15 protein-coding genes and 1 tRNA gene are annotated in these 17,086 nt (G+C 68.4%); 6 read left to right on the top strand and 10 right to left on the bottom strand.

Going from position 1 to position 17,086, the window contains the following annotated elements; translation table 11 throughout:
• Nucleotides 1-280 (bottom strand): transposase (locus tag BLQ03_RS17920; protein WP_139166679.1); only part of this gene is annotated, 280 nt, incomplete at its 3' end.
• Nucleotides 281-520: 240 nt separating this feature from the next.
• Between BLQ03_RS17920 and BLQ03_RS09515 the strand changes: the two genes are divergently transcribed.
• From BLQ03_RS09515 to BLQ03_RS09500, 4 genes are all read left to right on the top strand, one after another.
• Entirely contained in the window at nt 521-2,305 is a 1,785-nt protein-coding gene (locus tag BLQ03_RS09515; RefSeq protein WP_090755208.1) for a calcium-binding protein, read from the top strand.
• A gap of 77 nt (nt 2,306-2,382) precedes the next feature.
• Nucleotides 2,383-3,282 (top strand): acetylglutamate kinase, encoded by a 900-nt coding sequence (argB, locus tag BLQ03_RS09510; RefSeq protein WP_090755206.1) that lies wholly within the window; start codon nt 2,383-2,385, stop codon nt 3,280-3,282.
• A gap of 87 nt (nt 3,283-3,369) precedes the next feature.
• Nucleotides 3,370-3,888, top strand: coding sequence for a SixA phosphatase family protein (locus tag BLQ03_RS09505; RefSeq protein WP_090755204.1), 519 nt, complete (start codon nt 3,370-3,372; stop codon nt 3,886-3,888).
• Between the two features lie 571 nt (nt 3,889-4,459).
• Entirely contained in the window at nt 4,460-5,116 is a 657-nt protein-coding gene (locus BLQ03_RS09500) for a L,D-transpeptidase (RefSeq protein WP_090755202.1), read from the top strand.
• A 21-nt stretch (nt 5,117-5,137) separates the two neighbouring features.
• Here BLQ03_RS09500 and BLQ03_RS09495 read toward each other — a convergent pair whose 3' ends face one another.
• Nucleotides 5,138-6,409: a PP2C family protein-serine/threonine phosphatase gene (locus tag BLQ03_RS09495; RefSeq protein ID WP_090755200.1), complete on the bottom strand. Its 1,272-nt coding sequence runs from the start codon at nt 6,407-6,409 to the stop codon at nt 5,138-5,140.
• A gap of 171 nt (nt 6,410-6,580) precedes the next feature.
• Entirely contained in the window at nt 6,581-7,849 is a 1,269-nt protein-coding gene (gene ilvA, locus BLQ03_RS09490) for a threonine ammonia-lyase IlvA (RefSeq protein WP_245688797.1), read from the bottom strand.
• Nucleotides 7,850-7,943: 94 nt separating this feature from the next.
• Between ilvA and BLQ03_RS09485 the strand changes: the two genes are divergently transcribed.
• Together BLQ03_RS09485 and BLQ03_RS09480 are read left to right on the top strand one after the other, a co-directional pair.
• The gene (locus tag BLQ03_RS09485) at nt 7,944-9,170 is read left to right on the top strand and encodes an argininosuccinate synthase (RefSeq protein ID WP_090755198.1); all 1,227 of its coding nucleotides are present in this window, start codon (nt 7,944-7,946) and stop codon (nt 9,168-9,170) included.
• A 125-nt stretch (nt 9,171-9,295) separates the two neighbouring features.
• A tRNA-Cys gene (locus tag BLQ03_RS09480) sits at nt 9,296-9,369 on the top strand.
• A 161-nt stretch (nt 9,370-9,530) separates the two neighbouring features.
• Here the strand turns inward: BLQ03_RS09480 and BLQ03_RS09475 are convergent.
• The 7 genes from BLQ03_RS09475 to gpmI form a co-directional block, all read right to left on the bottom strand.
• Complete coding sequence (locus tag BLQ03_RS09475) at nt 9,531-10,796, bottom strand: lytic murein transglycosylase (RefSeq protein ID WP_090755196.1); 1,266 nt, start codon at nt 10,794-10,796, stop codon at nt 9,531-9,533.
• Between the two features lie 84 nt (nt 10,797-10,880).
• Entirely contained in the window at nt 10,881-11,204 is a 324-nt protein-coding gene (locus BLQ03_RS09470; protein ID WP_090755194.1) for a hypothetical protein, read from the bottom strand.
• Nucleotides 11,205-11,271: 67 nt separating this feature from the next.
• Nucleotides 11,272-11,958: a DUF421 domain-containing protein gene (locus BLQ03_RS09465; RefSeq protein ID WP_175558824.1), complete on the bottom strand. Its 687-nt coding sequence runs from the start codon at nt 11,956-11,958 to the stop codon at nt 11,272-11,274.
• 93 nt (nt 11,959-12,051) lie between these two features.
• A complete protein-coding gene (locus BLQ03_RS09460) occupies nt 12,052-12,582 on the bottom strand; it encodes an RNA pyrophosphohydrolase (RefSeq protein ID WP_090755191.1) in 531 nt (176 codons plus the stop codon).
• 7 nt (nt 12,583-12,589) lie between these two features.
• Nucleotides 12,590-14,104 (bottom strand): S41 family peptidase, encoded by a 1,515-nt coding sequence (locus BLQ03_RS09455; protein WP_090755189.1) that lies wholly within the window; start codon nt 14,102-14,104, stop codon nt 12,590-12,592.
• Nucleotides 14,101-15,438 carry a murein hydrolase activator EnvC family protein gene (locus tag BLQ03_RS09450; protein WP_245688795.1) on the bottom strand — a complete coding sequence of 446 codons (1,338 nt, stop codon included), beginning with the start codon at nt 15,436-15,438 and terminating at the stop codon, nt 14,101-14,103. The genes BLQ03_RS09455 and BLQ03_RS09450 overlap by 4 nt, the downstream gene beginning before the upstream one ends.
• A complete protein-coding gene (gpmI, locus tag BLQ03_RS09445) occupies nt 15,435-16,961 on the bottom strand; it encodes a 2,3-bisphosphoglycerate-independent phosphoglycerate mutase (RefSeq protein ID WP_090755186.1) in 1,527 nt (508 codons plus the stop codon). The genes BLQ03_RS09450 and gpmI overlap by 4 nt, the downstream gene beginning before the upstream one ends.
• Nucleotides 16,962-17,086 lie beyond the last annotated feature (125 nt).

Raw genomic sequence — 17,086 nt, 5'->3', positions numbered from 1 at the left:
GGTCGACCAGACCTTCAGCATTCAGCTTGAGCCGCAGGCGATCCAGAAGCCTGTCGAACAGCCCCTCGCGTCGCCAGCGGCTGAAGCGCTCGTAGACAGTCTGCCAGGGGCCATAGCGTTCCGGCAGGTCTCGCCACTGTGCGCCTGTGGCGAGCTTCCACATGAGCCCATTCACCACCTGCCGGTGGTCCCGCCAGCGGCCGCCACCACGCAGACCGCCACGGGGCATGAGGTCCGCAATCAACTCCCACTGCGCATCGCTGAGTTCGTGCCGTCGCATTGCAGACCTCCGCCATGGTGACGCTCACCAAGGCAACTGCCCACACCTCCACTCGTTGCAGCGGCCGTCAGACAGGACCTAGACACCATCGCCGACGACAACCTTTCAACGCTGACGGACGTGTCCTCGCTGGCTATCCGGGTGATCGGCGGAAAGATCGTCGTCTTCGCGGGCTCGGCGACCGAATCCGGCGTCAGCCAGTTCGTGATCGACCCCGGCCGGATCGGCTAGACCCGCCACGTGGCCGACGGCGCGCATTTCGGCACCGCTGCCGGCGACCTGATCCAGGGCGGGCGGAACACCACCCGGATCGAGGGGGGCGCGGGCGACGACATCCTGATCGCGGGCTCGCGCTCGATCGACCTTTACGGGGGCGCGGGCGCGGACCTTTTCGTGCCGCTGCCGGTCTCGGGGCGTGTCACCATCCGCGACTTCCAGCCCGGGGTCGACCGGATCGACCTGTCCATGCTGGGAATGGTGCGTTCGGTCGAGCAGCTGCGCTTCATCCCGCAGGAATGGGGCGTCCGCATCCGCTTCGGCGACACGATGATCGAGGTCCGCAGCCGCGACGGCCGCAAGCTGAGCGGCGCGGACTTCGACAATTCGCTGTTCCCCATCGCGCATTACCAGCCGCCCGACGTGCGCTCGACCATCCTGGGCACCTCGCGCGCCGAGGTGCTGAGCGCGGCGCGCGGCGGCTCGGCGGTTCATGGCTATAATGGAAACGACACCATCTTCGGCAGCGATCTTGAGGACTTTGCCGATGGCGGGACCGGCCATGACAGCATCGTCACGCGCGACGGCGACGACACCATCTGGGGCGGAGGGGGCAATGACACGATCCGCAGCGGCGGGATGGACGACCTGATCCTGGGGGGCGAGGGCCACGACCTTGTTCTGGGCGAAGGAGGAGACGACCGAGTCGCGGGGCAGGGCGGCAACGACCGCATCTACGGCGGGGTGGGCGACGACCGCATCAACGCGGGCTCGGGCGCAGACTACCTGTCGGGCGACGACGGCAACGACAGGCTGTTCGGCATGGGGGGCGATGACCGGATGGTCGGCGGCCTGGGGGACGATCTCATGCTGGACCTGTCGGGGGACAACCTCTTCCGCGACCATGCGGGCAACAACATGATGTTCGGTGGCGCGGGACGCGACCGGATGTTCGGCGGCTCGGGGCACGACACCATGCGCCCGGGCGCCGGGGCCGACCTGGTCGCGGGCGGGGGCGGCAATGACCGGATCAACAGCGGCGACGGTGACGACACCGTTCTGGGCGAGGATGGAGACGACCTGATCATCGGCGGGCCGGGGCGCGACTTGCTGTATGGCGGCGCGGGTAACGACGCGATCCACGGCGGCGATGACGACGACCGGCTGGCGGGCAACGACGGCAATGACGTCCTGATCGGAAACAAGGGCAACGACCTGCTGCTGGGCGGGCGCGGCAACGACACGATGCGCGGGGCCGAGGGAAACGACCGGCTTTATGCAGGTGAGGGCGACGACCGCCTGCTGGGCGGCACCGGCGCGGACACGCTGGCGGGCGACGGAGGCAAGGACATGATGCTGGGGGAAGGCGGGGCCGATCTTCTGCTGGGCGGGGCGGGGAATGACACGCTCGATGGCAGCTGGGACGACGACGAGCTGTTCGGTGGAGGTGGCGATGACCTGCTGCTGGGCGGACACGGCGACGACCTGCTCAGCGGCGGCACGGGGACCGACAGGCTGACCGGGGGCGCGGGGGCGGATGTCTTTGTCTTCGGGTCCTCGGGGTCGGATGCGCTGGCCCCGGACGTGATCACCGACTTCTCGGCGGGGCAGGACCGAATCGACCTGTCGTCGCTGGACCTGGCGTTCGTGGGGGAGGGGTCCTTCACCGGCAGCGGACCCGAGTTGCGATGGTCCGCCCAGGACGGGATGCTGCGGATCGAGGCGGACCTGGATGGCAACCGACTGGCGGATGTGGTCATCCTGCTCGAAGGGGTGCAGGCGATCTCCGAAAAGGACTTCATCCTCTGAGGGCGGCGGTCTGGACCTTGCTTCCTGCACGGCCTAGCCTTGCCCATCCACGGGGACACCACATGAGACCGCAAAGCATGGACCGCGACTTCGTCACCACCGCCCGCACCCTGTCCGAGGCGCTGCCCTACATGCAGCGCTATGCGGGTGCCGTCGTCGTCGTGAAGTTCGGCGGCAACGCGATGGGCGACGACGAGGCGATGGCCGAGTTCGCCCGCGACATCGTGCTGATGAAGCAGGTGGGCATCCACCCGGTCGTCGTCCACGGGGGCGGGCCGATGATCAACGATCTGCTGGACCGGCTGGGGATCGAAAGCCGCTTCGTCCGCGGCAAGCGCGTCACCACGCCCGAGGCCGTGCAGGTGGTCGAGATGGTCCTGTCGGGCCTGGTCAACAAGCGCATCGTGCAGGCGATCAACGACGCGGGCGGCCGCGCCATCGGCATCTCCGGCAAGGACGACGACCTGATGGTCTGCGAGGCCGACGACCCCGAGCTCGGCTTTGTCGGCCGCCCGATCGAGATGAACGTGCAGATCATCCGCGACCTTTACAATGCCGGGCTGATCCCGGTGATCGCGCCGGTGGCGACCGGCATGGCCGACAACGAGACCTTTAACGTGAACGGCGACACCGCGGCGGGCGCGATCGCCGGGGCGCTCAAGGCCGACCGGCTGCTGCTGCTGACGGATGTTGCGGGGGTCAAGGACGGGCAGGGGCAGGTGATGACCCAGATCCATCCCGACCAGGTGCGGGCCATGATCGCGGACGGCACCATCGCGGGCGGCATGATCCCCAAGACCGAAACCGCACTGACGGCGCTGGACCAGGGAGTGCGCGCCGTCGTGATCCTGGACGGTCGGGTCCCCCATGCCGCGCTGCTCGAGCTGTTCACCGAGCAGGGCGCGGGCAGCCTGATCCGCTCGACCGAGCCCTCGGTCAAGCCGCACGGGCTTCGCCAGGGCGGACGCGGCCTTTGACGACGGGCCGCCGAGCTGCTGGCGAGCCGCTTGCGGCTGGCGGTCGCGGGTGGCACTCTGATTCGTGAACCAAGGGAAAGGGTCAGGATGACACCGCTGGGACATTGCCGCCTGATCCTGACGCGCCATGCGAAATCCGACTGGGATGACCCGACGCTGCCCGACCATGACCGTCCGCTGAACGGGCGGGGCCGGCGGTCCGCGCGGGCGCTGGGGGACTGGCTGGCCAGTCGCGGCTATGACCCCGAGGAGGTGTTGTGCTCCTCTGCGCTGCGGACGCGCCAGACCTGGGACTGCGTGGCCCAGGCCGTCTTCGAGACGCGGCCCGACCTGCGGATCGAGCCTGCGCTTTACCACGCCGCGCCCGAGACGATGCTGCAGGTTCTGAAGACCGCCACCGTCCCCACGGTGATGATGATCGGCCACAACCCCGGCATCGCGGCTTTCGCCGCCATGCTGCCGGCTCGGCCGCCGCTCGACCCGCAGTTCCGCAGCTATCCGACAGCCGCGACGCTGGTCGTGGACTTTCAGGCCGACAGTTGGGCCGAGGTCGAACCGGGTCAGGGCAGCCTGCGCGACTTCGTGCGCCTCGACGGGCGCAGCTGAGGGCAAGGGCCCTCGACGGCAGGGCTTCCGTCCGGATCGCCGACAGGTGAGGGGAAGGGCAAGTTCCCTGCAGGAGTAACACTGCAAGGTATGTTGTGCGCTGACTGTACCAGCCAGCAGCGCGGGGCAAGCGGGACGGGGGCTTGTCGGCAGAGCTTCCCTCTTGTCGAAACAGGAGCGGAATCCTGTAAATGGCTTGCATGGGGGTTTTGGGCCTCCAACGGGGCCCATGCCTCTCGCGCTGACGCAAAGCGCTGCGCCGCTCATTGTAAGAGGGCGCGCCCGGACGATGGGAAGGATGGAGGACCGCCCGTCCGACGCATCATGGATGCATTCCTTTCCACCCTGCCTTCTTGCGTCAGCCTTTTAAGCGTTCCTTTCCCCGCCGGATCATTGCGTTTCTAGGTTCTCGGGCACCCGCATCTGTTGCGGCGAGACCGCATCCGCCGGGAAAGGCGAACCGCTGACGCCGCTGTGAGTTGAACTCGACCCGGTCACCGATATGTGCTGGGTCCACAAGCAAGGCGCTGCCGCAAGAGCCCGCAGGGGCTCAGGCCGACAGGAGAACAAGATGCCCGCGATCAAGCCGTCCGCCGTTGACCGGCGGTCCTTCCTTGCCACCTCGCTCGCGCTGGGCGCCACAAGCCTGGCGGCCCCGGCCTTCGCGCAGGCGGTTGACCCCTATACGGGGCAGGCGCTGCAGGGCGCACCCGGCGCGGGGGCGACCCCCGATGCGGGCGTCGTCCAGTATGACGCCGGTCAGGACAACCGCCGGAACGTGTCGAGCTTCCGCATGCACGACTGGCAGCCTTATTTCAGCAACCTGACGAACGGCGCCATCCTTGTTGACCTGACCTCGCGTGCGCTGAGCTACTGGTCCGAGGACGGCGAGTTCCGTCTTTACCCGACCTCGATCCCGGTCAGCGAGGATTTGACGCGCCGCGGCCGCACCGAGATCATCAAGAAGGTCGAGGGTCCGTCCTGGGCGCCCACCCCCGAGATGAAAAAGCGCAACCCGGAATGGCCAGACTTCGTGCCGCCGGGGCCGGACAACCCGCTGGGCACCCATGCGCTGTGGCTGAGCTGGCAATATTACCGCATCCACGGCACCCACGACACGCGCAAGATCGGGCGCAAGTCCTCGAACGGCTGCATCGGGCTTTACAACGAGCATATCCAGCAGCTCTATGCCGTGACCAAGGTCGGGACGCAGGTCCTGATCATCTGAGAAGGCGCGGGCAGGCCGGGATCATCCCGGCCCGCCGCCCGGGCCCGGCAGCACCGGCGCGGGCGGAAGATGCTCGATCAGCACGGCGGACAGGTCGTCCGCGCGTTCGCCGCTGGCAAAGGCCGCAACCGACCAGCACATCGATTCCAGCAGCGCGTGCCCCGTCAAGGGCGCGTTCAGTTGCAGGATCGCGCGCAGGCCCTCCTCTCCCAGCAACTCGCCACGGGCGCCGGCCGCATCGGTGATGCCGTCCGACACGATCAGCATCCGGTCACCAGCCTCGAGCACGACCTCGATCTCGTCGTATCGCGCGCCCTCGAGCACGCCGACGGGCAATCCGCCCCGACCGACCCGCTCGATCCGGCCGTCGGCGCGCTGCAGGAAGGGGTGGGGGTGGCCCGCCTGAACCAGCCGCAGGCGGTGCGCCTGCAGATCCAGGCGGGCATAGACCATTGTCAGGTAGGCGTCCGTCAGGGGGCCATCCAGCATCATGTCATTCAGCGCCGAGACGAGCCCCGCGGGCGACAGGTTGCGGTCCTGCGCCAGGCCGTCGATCTGCGCCGCCAGCCGCGCCGTCAGCAGCGCCGAGGCGACGCCGTGGCCCGAGACATCCACGGCATGCAAGCCGACCGCGTGATCGTCGAGCGGGTGGAAGCCCACGAAATCCCCGCCGATCATCCCTGCCGGACGCATCAGCAGCGAGACACGGAAGGGGCCGAAGCTGCGCTGGCGTTCCCGTATCATCGCCTGCTGCAGCTTGCGCGCCTCGCGCAGCTCGGCCGTCATCTGTTCCTGCGCCTCGTTCAGCCGTTCCAGCGCGCTCTGCAGTTCTCGGTTCGCGGCGGTGAGGTCGTCGTGCATGTCCAGCACGCGTTCCGCCGCACGGATGCGGGCCAGCAGTTCGGCACTGGAGATCGGCTTGACCAGGAAGTCGTCCGCCCCGGCACCAAGCGCCACGGCGATATCGGCGCGCTCGGTGCTGGAGGTCAGCAGGATGAAGTAGCCATAGCCCTGCCGCACTATGTCCCGATGGGCGCGGCAGAGTTCCAGCCCCGAAAGGTTCATCAGCAGCGAGTCGGACAGGATCAGATCGGGATGCTGCTCGCGGCAGATCTTCAGCGCGGTTGCGCCATCCGCCGCCTCGACCACCCGATAGCCTGCACGTTCCAGTTGGCCCGACAACATCCGCCGGTGCGCCTGGCTGCCATCCGCCAGGAGCACCAGGCGCTTGGCCCGGTGACCGGCCGCCCGGGCGGGCGTCGAGGAGGACGGAGAGCGATTCGACTGTCTCATGCGCCAAGGCTAGCGCGCCGGGGTGAACGGCAGGTTAAGTGCGGCCCTGTACGACTTTTGAGGGAGTCGGTGCCACAAACAGCCCAGCTCAGACGAAGGGTGCCGCATGACCGACCGCCAGCGCGTGGCGGTCATGTCTGAAGACATCGAAAAGCAAAGTAACCTGACGGCTCAGATGAGGAACTCGGACAGGACGGGGTCGCCGGTGATGTCGCGCCAGTCGAAGCCCTGCGCGGCCAGCCGCTCGGACAGGGCGTCGAGGTTCGCGGGGCTGGTCGTCTCGATCCCGATCAGGACCGAGCCGAAGTTGCGCGCCGATTTCTTGAGATATTCGAAACGCGCGATGTCGTCCTCGGGGCCGAGCAGGTTCAGGAACTCGCGCAGGGCGCCGGGACGCTGTGCCAGCCGCAGGATGAAGTATTTCTTCAGTCCCGCCCAGCGCTGCGCCCGCTCGCGCACCTCGGGCAGGCGCTCGAAGTCGAAGTTGCCGCCCGAGCAGACGCAGACGACCCGCTTGCCTTCCAGCGCGCCCGCCTCGCCGAGATCACGCAACGCGTCCACCGCCAGGGCACCTGCCGGTTCCAGCACGATCCCCTCGACGTTCAGCATCTCGATCATGGTGGCGCAGATACGGTCCTCGGGCGCGATCACCACGTCCGAAGATGCAAAGCGCGACAGCCGCGCAAAGGGCAGCTCGCCGATCCGCGCGACGGCGGCGCCGTCCACGAAGGTCTCAATCCTGGGCAGGGTGACCGGTTGCCCGGCCTCGAGCGCGGCCCGCAGGCTGGCGCCGCCGCCCGGCTCCACGAAGGCAAGGCGCGTTCCGGGCGCAGCTTCGGCCAGCACGCCGCTGACCCCCGCCGCCAGCCCGCCGCCGCCGACCGGCAGAACAACCAGGTCGGGCGCGCCCTCCATCTGCTCCAGGATCTCGGTGGCGACCGTGGCCTGTCCCTCGATCACATGGGCGTCGTCAAAGGGTGACAGGAAGGTCGCGCCCTGCGCCTGAGTGAATTCCTGCGCGGCGCGCAGGGTCTGGTCGAAATAGTCGCCCGTCAGCACGATCTCGACCGCGCCGTTGCCGAAGGTGCGGGTCTTCTCGATCTTCTGCTTCGGCGTCGTCACCGGCATGAAGATCGTGCCGCGCGAGCCGAAATGCCGGCAGGCATAGGCCATCCCCTGCGCGTGGTTGCCCGCGCTGGCGCAGACGAAATGCGCCCCCGGGCCCGCATCCGCCCGACGCATCGCGTTGAAGGCGCCCCGCAGCTTGTAGCTACGCACCGGCGTCAGGTCCTCGCGCTTGAGCCAGATCTCCGCGCCGTAGCGGGTCGAGAGGTGGTCGTTGCGCAGAAGGGGTGTCGGCTCGAACAGCCCGCGCAGCGCGGCCGCCGCATCGAGGACGGGGGAAAGGGGGATGCTCATGGCGCAGGGATAGGGCGTCATGCGCCGAAATGCCAGCGGATCTGCGCGCCCGCGCCCTTGTGAGAGGGCGGGAAAGACCATAATCGGCAGGCAAATCTGGATAAAGGGGCTCCCGATGTCTGACGCGCCGAAGAAAGTCGTTCTCGCCTATTCCGGGGGACTCGACACCTCGATCATCCTCAAGTGGCTGCAAACCGAGTACGGCTGCGAGGTCATCACCTTCACCGCCGACCTCGGGCAGGGCGAGGAGCTGGAGCCCGCGCGGGCCAAGGCCGAGCTGCTGGGCATCAAGCCGGAGAACATCCACATCGAGGACGTGCGCGAGGAATTCGTGCGCGACTATGTCTTCCCGATGTTCCGCGCCAATGCCGTCTACGAGGGGCAGTACCTGCTGGGCACCTCGATCGCGCGTCCGCTGATCGCCAAGCGGCTGGTCGAGATCGCGCAGGCCCATGGCGCCGATGCCGTGGCCCATGGCGCGACCGGCAAGGGCAACGACCAGGTGCGGTTCGAGTTGTCGGCCTATGCGCTCGATCCCTCGATCAAGGTGATCGCGCCCTGGCGGATCTGGGACCTGACCAGCCGGACGAAGCTGATCGAGTTCGCCGAGAAGAACCAGATCCCGATCGCCAAGGACAAGCGCGGCGAGGCGCCCTTTAGCGTCGACGCGAACCTGCTGCACACCTCGTCGGAAGGGAAGGCGCTGGAGAACCCCGCCGAGCAGGCGCCCGACTATGTCTACCAGCGCACGGTGAACCCCGAGGACGCCCCGGACCAGCCCGAATATATCGAGGTCACCTTCGAAAAGGGCGACGCGGTCGCCATCAACGGGCAGGCGATGTCGCCCGCGACGCTGCTGGCAGCGCTGAACGACCATGGCGGGCGGCACGGGATCGGGCGGCTCGACTTCGTGGAAAACCGCTTCGTCGGCATGAAGTCGCGCGGCATCTACGAAACCCCCGGCGGCACGATCCTGCTGGAGGCGCACCGGGGCATCGAGCAGATCACGCTCGATTCGGGCTCGGGTCATCTCAAGGACAGCCTGATGCCGCGCTATGCGGAACTGATCTACAACGGCTTCTGGTTCAGCCCGGAACGCGAGATGCTGCAGGCGCTGATCGACAAGTCGCAGGAATACGTGTCGGGCACGGTGCGGCTGAAGCTCTACAAGGGCTCGGTGTCCTGCGTCGGCCGCTGGTCGGACATGAGCCTTTATTCCGAGGCGCATGTGACCTTCGAGGAGGACGCGGGCGCTTATGACCAGAAGGACGCGGCGGGCTTCATCAAGCTGAACGCCCTGCGGCTGAAGCTGATCGGCAACCGCAACGCGCGGGTGAAGTAAGAAAAGGGGGCGCTGCCCCCGCCGCCTTTGGCGGCTCCCCCCGGGATATTTTCATCCGGCCCGAGGGGCTACGCAGCGACTTGCAGGGCAGAGCGCTTTGGCATATCTGTCCTGCACCTCACCGAGGCGGGTTGGCGGAGAGGTTACGCAGCGGATTGCAAATCCGTGAAGACCGGTTCGATTCCGGTACCCGCCTCCACGGTGAGACGCCGCAAGGATCGGCAGTTTCTTCCATCATCGCTGCTGTCGGGCCATCGGACCCGGCAAGTTGCGTTATTGCGGCGGTCTGTCTCGACGCTTCAACGAAAAAGGCCCGGCGCGTCTCTCACGCGTCGGGCCTTTCCTGTTCCGTCTGCGGCCTCAGCGCCCGCGCAGCTGCCCCAGGACGATCGAGGTCGCGTAGCCGTCGGGCGGGACGCCGATCGAACGCTGGAAGGCCGAGATCGCCTCCATCGTGCCGGTGCCGATCTTGCCGTCGATCTCGTCGCGGTAGAAGCCGCGTGCGGTCAGCAGGCGCTGGATCTCGGTCCGCTCGGCCTGGGTCAGCGGGCGGTCCGACCGGGGCCAGGGCGCCTGGATGCCGGGACGGCCGGCGATGGCTTCGGCCAGGTAGCTCACGCCCAGCGCATAGCTGTCCGAGTTGTTGTAGCGCAGGATCGATCGGAAGTTGTCGAGGATCAGGAAGGCCGGGCCGCGCGCGCCCGCGGGCCGGATGATCGAGCCGGTGCCTGCCGGAAGGCCACGGCCGTTGACCGCCCGCACGCCCATCGCCGCAAGCTGACTGGTGCTGGTCCGTGTGCCCTTGCCGACAGCGGTGAAGCCCTCAGGCAGCGAGACCTCGGTCACCCAGGCCTGGCCGCGGTTCCAGCCGTTGCGCGCCAGGTAGGCGGCCGTCGAGGCCAGAGAGTCGGTCGGATCGTCCGACCAGATATCGCGCCGCCCGTCGCCGGTGAAATCGACGGCGTAGCTGAGATAGGAGGTCGGCATGAACTGGGTATGTCCCATCGCCCCCGCCCAGGAGCCCAGCATGTGTTCGGGGTCCGTGTCCCCGGCCTGCAGGATCTTCAGCGCCGCGACCAGTTGTTCCTGGAACATCTGCGAGCGGCGGCCGTCATAGGCCAGCGTCGCCAGCGAAGGGATGATCTGCATCCGGCCGCGGTTCGAACCGAAGTTCGATTCCATCCCCCAGACGGCCAACACGATCTCGCGCGGGACGCCGTAGGTGGCCTCGATGGCGGCCAGCGTCCGGCCGTGCTGCGCGAGCATCTGGCGGCCGGTCGAGACGCGTTCCGGCGACACGGCGCTGTCGAGGTAAAGCCAGACCGGGCGCGAGAACTCGGCCTGCTTGCGGTCGAGGCGGATCACCTCGGGGTTGTAGCGGGCAATCGACATGGCGCGGTCGTAGGTCGCCGGGGTGATGCCGGAGGAGACCGCGCGCGGGCGGAAGTTCCGCACCCACTGCTGGAAGCTCGCCTCGGTCGCCGGATCGGCGGCAGGGATGGGGGCGGGGGTCACGCTGCTGCCGCTGGACGCCGGGCCGATGCCGGGCCGGCCAACCGGCGCGCAGGACGCCAGTGCCGCCATCACGGCGGCCGACAGCGCAAGGCGCATCATGGGGGATTTCATACTCACTGCCTCGTCAGTTATCGTTCTTGTTGCACGGAATCTTAACCGTGCAACCGCCGGACTGACAAGGCGGAGGCGGGGCGGTCAGCCGTGGTCGGGTTCGTCGAAGAAGGGCTCGAACTGGGCCACGATGACGCTGTTTTCATCCCGCGCGCGGTCCATCAGGGCGCGCTCCTCGTCCGGGACCTCGTGTCCCTCGGCCAGGCGCTCCTCCAGCGTGCCATAGGCCTGCACTTCGAGCGGCGCGAGATCGGCCTGCTTGAGGATCGCGACCGTCTCGCGCACGGCCTCGTCCTGGTCGCGGCCGGCGGCATAGCAGACCAGCGCCGCGCCCGTCGCGTCCTCGGGCAGACCGTCGCCTTCCTTGCGGCCGACCTCGACCAGCAGCGTGTAGACCTGTTGCACCATCGTCCCCTCGGATCGCCTGCCTTGCGGGATGGGGGATCGGGGCCCGTTTGGCAAGCGCCGGATGAGGTCAGGCGGCCGGCCTGATCACGAGGGGCGTCACGGCAGGGGTCCAGCCATCGGTCCGCCCGCAATCGGTGCAGCGTGTCACGGGCGTCACCAGCTCCGCCGGCCGCAGCGAGCCGCAGTTGACGCAGCAGGCCTGGGTATCGGGCGCCGCGTCCGACAGGGATGCCAGGGGCTCCACGTCCTGCGGCGGAACGATGGGCAGGCCGGGAACGGGGGTGTCGCGGGGGAAGACCGACAGTCCGCCGCCGGACTCGTGAAAGGCGAACTCGACCTGGCCCAGGTTCGATACGCCCTTGAGCCGCAAAAGCGACTTCAGCTCCAGCGCGCTGATGTCGCGCAGGATCAGCCCCTCGCGGTCGATGCGGCCGTCGCGGACCACGGCGACGGTGCGGCCGTCGATCATCCGCTTGGCGGTGTCATAACGTTCGATCAGGTTGTCGATCAGCTTGTTCAGGCAGACGATCACGGTGATGACCAGCATCGCCTGCAGCACCGGGACGTCGGGGTAGAAGGTCGCATCCCCCACCGCCGAACCCAGTGCGATCACCAGGATCAGGTCCACCATGGACAGCTGCGTGACCGAGCGCCCGCCGATCCAGCGGATCATCCCCAGCGTATAGCCGTAGATGATCAGCGTCCTGACGGCGATTTCGGCGTAGAACAGGAGAGGCTCTTCGCCCAGAAACATCCGTTTCAGTTCGAAGGGGAGTACGGGATCTTCCATGGTGCTTTCCGACAAGCTCGGCGGGGCCGCGCAGGCATTGCGCGCCCGGCAGAAGGCCTAGGGGCGGCCGAGCCTGTCCGCAAAGGCGGCAAACACCCGGTCATAAACCTCGCGCTTGAAGGGAACGATCTTCTCCGCGATCTCGGCGGGCGTCATCCAGCGCCATTCGTCGAACTCGGCATGCTCGGTCGCGATGTCGACCTGATCGTCCCGGCCGTTGAAGCGCACCAGATACCACTTCTGGATCTGCCCGCCGTAGCGGCCACGCCAGATCCTGCCGACAAGCTCGGGCGGCAGGTCGTAGCGCAGCCAGTCGGGGCTTTCAGCCAGGATCTCGCACAGCTCGGCCGGGATGCCGGTTTCCTCGCGCAGCTCGCGCAGGGCGGCGTCGCGCGGATCCTCACCTTCGTCAATGCCGCCCTGGGGCATCTGCCAGGCATCCGAGGGATTGTCGATGCGATGGCCGGCAAAGACCCGGCCCTCGGCATTGATCAGCACCACGCCCGCGCAGGGGCGATAGGGCAGGCCGCCCGGTCCGGTCACCGCGTCGTCGGGCCCCGTGGCGAGGGCGTCGTTCGTCAATTGCATGAGGGACTCAGGGCTGGGTCGGACGGTTGGCGGGGCGGGCCGTCGGGGTAGGGGCACCCACCGCAGGCTCGGCCTCGGCGGCGGGCGCCGCGTCGGTTGCGGGGGCGGCGCCCTCGCGCGCATCCTCGCTGGTCGCATCCTCGCCGGTCACCGCGGGCTTGGCGGCGTCCGCCACCTCGCGCGCCGAGAAATCCACCGCGGCCAGTCCCTTGAGGATATCCACCGCATAGGCGAGCTGGTAGTCCTCGTCGCGCAGCTTCGCCGTGGCCTCGACCTGCTTGGCCTCCTCCTCGATCTGGCGGCGCTCCTCGTCGGAGATCGAATCGTTGTTCAGCGCGCCCCGAAGATCACGTTCCGAGGTCGAGAAGTTCGAGGCGCTGCGCGGCGCCTTCTCTTCCTCGTCGGCCGGGCGGGCAGGGGGCTGCTGGACGATGATGTCGGGGTTGATCCCCAGCGCCTGGATCGAGCGGCCCGAGGGCGTGTAATACAGCGCCGTGGTCAGCCGGATCGCGCTTTCCGAGGTGACGGGCATCACCGTCTGGACCGAGCCCTTGCCGAAGCTCTTGGTGCCGACGACGATCGCGCGGCGGTGGTCCTGCAGCGCGCCGGTCACGATCTCGGACGCCGAGGCAGAGCCCCCGTTGATCAGCACGACCATCGGCTTGCCCTGTGCCAGATCGCCGGGCTCGGCGTTCCAGCGGCCGCTTTCCTCGGGCTGGCGGCCGCGCGTGGACACGATCTCGCCCTTGTCCAGGAAGGCGTCGCTGACCAGCACCGCCTGGTCCAGCAGGCCGCCGGGATTGTTGCGCAGGTCCAGAACGAAGCCCGTCACCTTGTCGATGCCGCCGGCTTCCTCGACCGCCTTGGCCAGCTCGGACTTCAGCGTGTCATAGGTCTCGTCGTTGAAGGTGGCGACGCGCAGCACCACGGCATTGCCCTCGACGCGGGTGCGCACCACAGTCAGGCGGATCGTTTCGCGCGTCATCTTGACGTCGAAGGGCTCGCTTTCCCCTTCTCGCAGGATGGTGACCGTGACTTCCGATCCGATGGGGCCGCGCATCTTTTCCACCGACTCGTCCAGCGTCAGGCCCATCAGCGATTCGCCGTTCACATGGGTGATGAAGTCGCCAGGCTTGATCCCCGCGTTGGCAGCGGGCGTGTCGTCCATGGGCGAGATCACCTTGACCAGCCCGTCCTCCTGCCCGACCTCGATCCCGAGGCCGCCGAAGCTGCCGCGCGTCTGGGTCTGCATGTCCTCGTAGTCGCTGGCCGACAGGAACGAGGAATGGGGGTCCAGCGAGGTCAGCATCCCGTTGATCGCGGCCTCGATCAGGGTCTTGGAATCGACCTGCTCGACATAGTCCTGCTGCACCCGCTCGAAGACGTTGCCGAACAGGTCGAGCTGTTCATAGACCGAGGTGTTGCGGCCCGATTCCTGCGCGACAAGCGGTCCGGCCAGCTGGGTCGTGACCAGGATGCCGGCCAGCGTGCCGCCGATGCCCGCCATGAGATAATTCTTCATTCCGTCGTCCTGACCTGCTCAGGGGCATCCTCGCCCGCCGTATCGCCGTTGTCGCGGGCGGCATCGCTGCCGGTCGCGGGAGTAATGACCGGATTCATCACGAACCACTCGGCCGGGTCCAGTGTTTCCTTGCCGTGGCGCAGTTCCACATACAGCGGCTGCATCGCCGGGGGCGTGTTGCCGACGGATGCGGCCTCGACAAAGGCGGCGCCGAACTCGGCGGCCGAGCCTTCCTGGCCACCCATCAGCCCCATCGGCTCGCCCGCAAGCAGCACGTCGCCTGTTTCTCCGAAAACCTGAGATAGGCCCGCGACGATCAGAAGGTAGCCACGCGCGGGCTCGACGATCATCACGTTGCCGTAATCCAGCAGGGGACCGCGATAGCGGATCGTCGCGGGCCAGGGGGTCGTGACCAGCGCGGCGGGCGCGGTGCCGATGGTCAGGCCGGGGCGGCGGATGCCCTTGGCGTCGGGCTCGTCATAGCCGCGCAGCACGGTACCGACCGCAGGCAGGGTCAAACTGCCCTGCGCGGCCTCGAAGTCGGCCATGGGGGCACCGATGTCCTGTTCCATCGCGGCAATGCCGGCAGCGAAGCTGTCCAGCGTGTCGGCCGAGGCGACAAGAGCCGTCAGTTCCGCCGGGTCCTCGCCGAAGCGCACGGGCATCGAGGAGCGGTCGGTGACGGCCGAGGCCAGCAGCCGCCGCGCTTCCTGCACCTGGGCCAGACCCTGGGCCAGGGTGTCGGCGGCGGATTGCTCGATGCCGCGGACTATGGCGATCTCGTCGAGGCTTGCCCTGAGCCGGTCGGCCTCGGCCTGAAGCGCGGGGGTGACGGCGGAGAGGATCATGCCCGATTGCGCGGTGCTGGCGGCGCCTGCCGGGTGCAGCAGCATCAGCGTTTCGGGTGAATCCTGCATCGCCATCATCACGCCGATGATCCGGGACAGGTGGTCGCGCTGTTCCTCAAACTCGGCGCGCACCTGCGCCTCGCGCAGCGCGGCGCGGCGCAGGCTGTCGCGCAGCGCGGCCTGACCTTGTTCATAGGCGCGGATCACCTCGGACAGCGCGATCACCTGGTCGTCCGCGGTCAGCGCGACGTCCAGACGGGCGATGGCCTCGCGCAGGCCCGCTGCGGCCGCAGCAGCCTCGCGCGCCGTAGCCTCGGCCGGGGTCTCGCCCACCGAGGCGCCGGGGGCCGCAGGATCGCCCGCCGCCGTGGTGACGGCCCCGCGCCCACCTTCCGACACCACCGTCTGCGCCAGGCCCGCGCCTGCGACCAGCAGCGCGGCAAGCGCGACCGTGGCGGTGCGCAGAAGGGCGGGGACGCGCGTCATGGCCGCTCGATCAGGCTGCGCCCGGTCATCTCGGGCGGCAGGGGCAGGCCCATCAGGTCCAGCACCGTGGGCGCCACGTCGGCCAACCGCCCGCCCGCACGCAGTGACGCACCCTGCGGGCCGCGATAGACGATGACCGGCACGGGGTTGGTGGTATGCGCCGTGTGGGGACCGCCGGTCGCGGGGTCCACCATCATCTCGCAATTGCCGTGGTCAGCGATGACGACCGCCGCGCCCCCCGCGCGGTCCAGCGCCTCGAGCATCCGGCCAAGGCCCCGGTCCACCGCCTCGCAGGCGCGGATTGCGGCGGGCAGGCTGCCGGTGTGGCCCACCATGTCGGGATTGGCAAAATTCACCACGATCAGGTCGTAGCCCTCGTCGATGGCCTGCACGAGCCGGTCCGACACTTCGTCCGCCGCCATCTCCGGGGCAAGGTCATAGGTCGCGACCTTGGGGCTGGACGGCATGTGGCGGTCCTCGCCGGGTTCGGGCGCTTCCTTTCCGCCGTTCAGGAAGAAGGTGACATGCGGGTATTTCTCGGTCTCGGCCAGCCGGAACTGGCGCCGCCCGTGCGAGGCCACCCAGGCGCCCAGCGTGTTCGTCACCTGCCGCTTGGGGTAGGCAGCGGTCATGTATTCGTCGTGACGTGTCGAGTAATCGACCATTCCCAGCACCCCGGCCCAGGCGGGGCGGCCGGTCACGTCGAACTCGGCAAAGCCCGGCTGGGCGATGGCGGCCATGATCTCGCGCGCGCGGTCGGCGCGGAAGTTCAGGCAGAAGAAGCCGTCGCCGTCCCGCGCGCCGGCATAGCCCGGCAGGACTGTGGGCGCGATGAACTCGTCCGTCTCGCCGCGCGCATAGGCCTCGGACACGGCGGTCGGGGCGTCGGCGGCATGAAGCCCCTGGCCGCGCACGATGGCACCATAGGCGCGCGCCACGCGGTCCCAGCGGTTGTCGCGGTCCATCGCGTAATAGCGCCCCGTGACGGTGCCGATCGTGACGCCCTCGGGCAGGTTGCCCGCCAGTTCGGTGACAAAGCCCAGCGCCGATTTGGGCGGCACGTCGCGGCCGTCGGTGATCGCGTGCAGCACGACTGGCAGGCCCTGGTCGGCCACCGCCTTGCAGGCCGCGACCACATGGGCGATGTGGCCGTGCACGCCGCCATCCGAAACAACGCCCATCAGGTGAGCCGTCCCGCCCGCCGCGCGCAGCCGGTCGACGAAGCCGCGGATGCCGGGATTCTCGAAGAAGCTGCCGTCCTCGATCGCGAGGTCGATCTGGCCGAGGTCCATCGCCACCACGCGCCCCGCGCCGATGTTGGTGTGCCCGACCTCGGAATTGCCCATCTGCCCGCGCGGCAGCCCCACGTCCGGCCCGTAGGTGATCAGGGTCGAGCTGGGGCAGTCCCGCCGCAGCCGGTCCATGTTCGGGGTCGCGGCCTGGTCGGGGGCGCTGAACTCGGGGCGCGCGGCAATCCCCCAGCCATCGAGGATGCAAAGGACGACGGGGCGGGGGTTGGACATGAAGGGTGTCTTTCGGCGGCCTGAAGTGCCGGGTTTTTACGGCCCCGCCCGGCAAGGGGCAAGGCAAGAGCCCGCAAGGCCGGGCCCTGCCCGTGACCTTGGGCGGGTGATGGCTTAAGTGGGGG

Origin of the sequence: Paracoccus chinensis (assembly GCF_900102885.1) — a bacterium.
GTDB classification, from domain to species: domain Bacteria; phylum Pseudomonadota; class Alphaproteobacteria; order Rhodobacterales; family Rhodobacteraceae; genus Paracoccus; species Paracoccus chinensis.
Note: the sequence above shows the minus strand (reverse complement) of the source record. Positions and strands in the feature narration are given on the sequence as shown.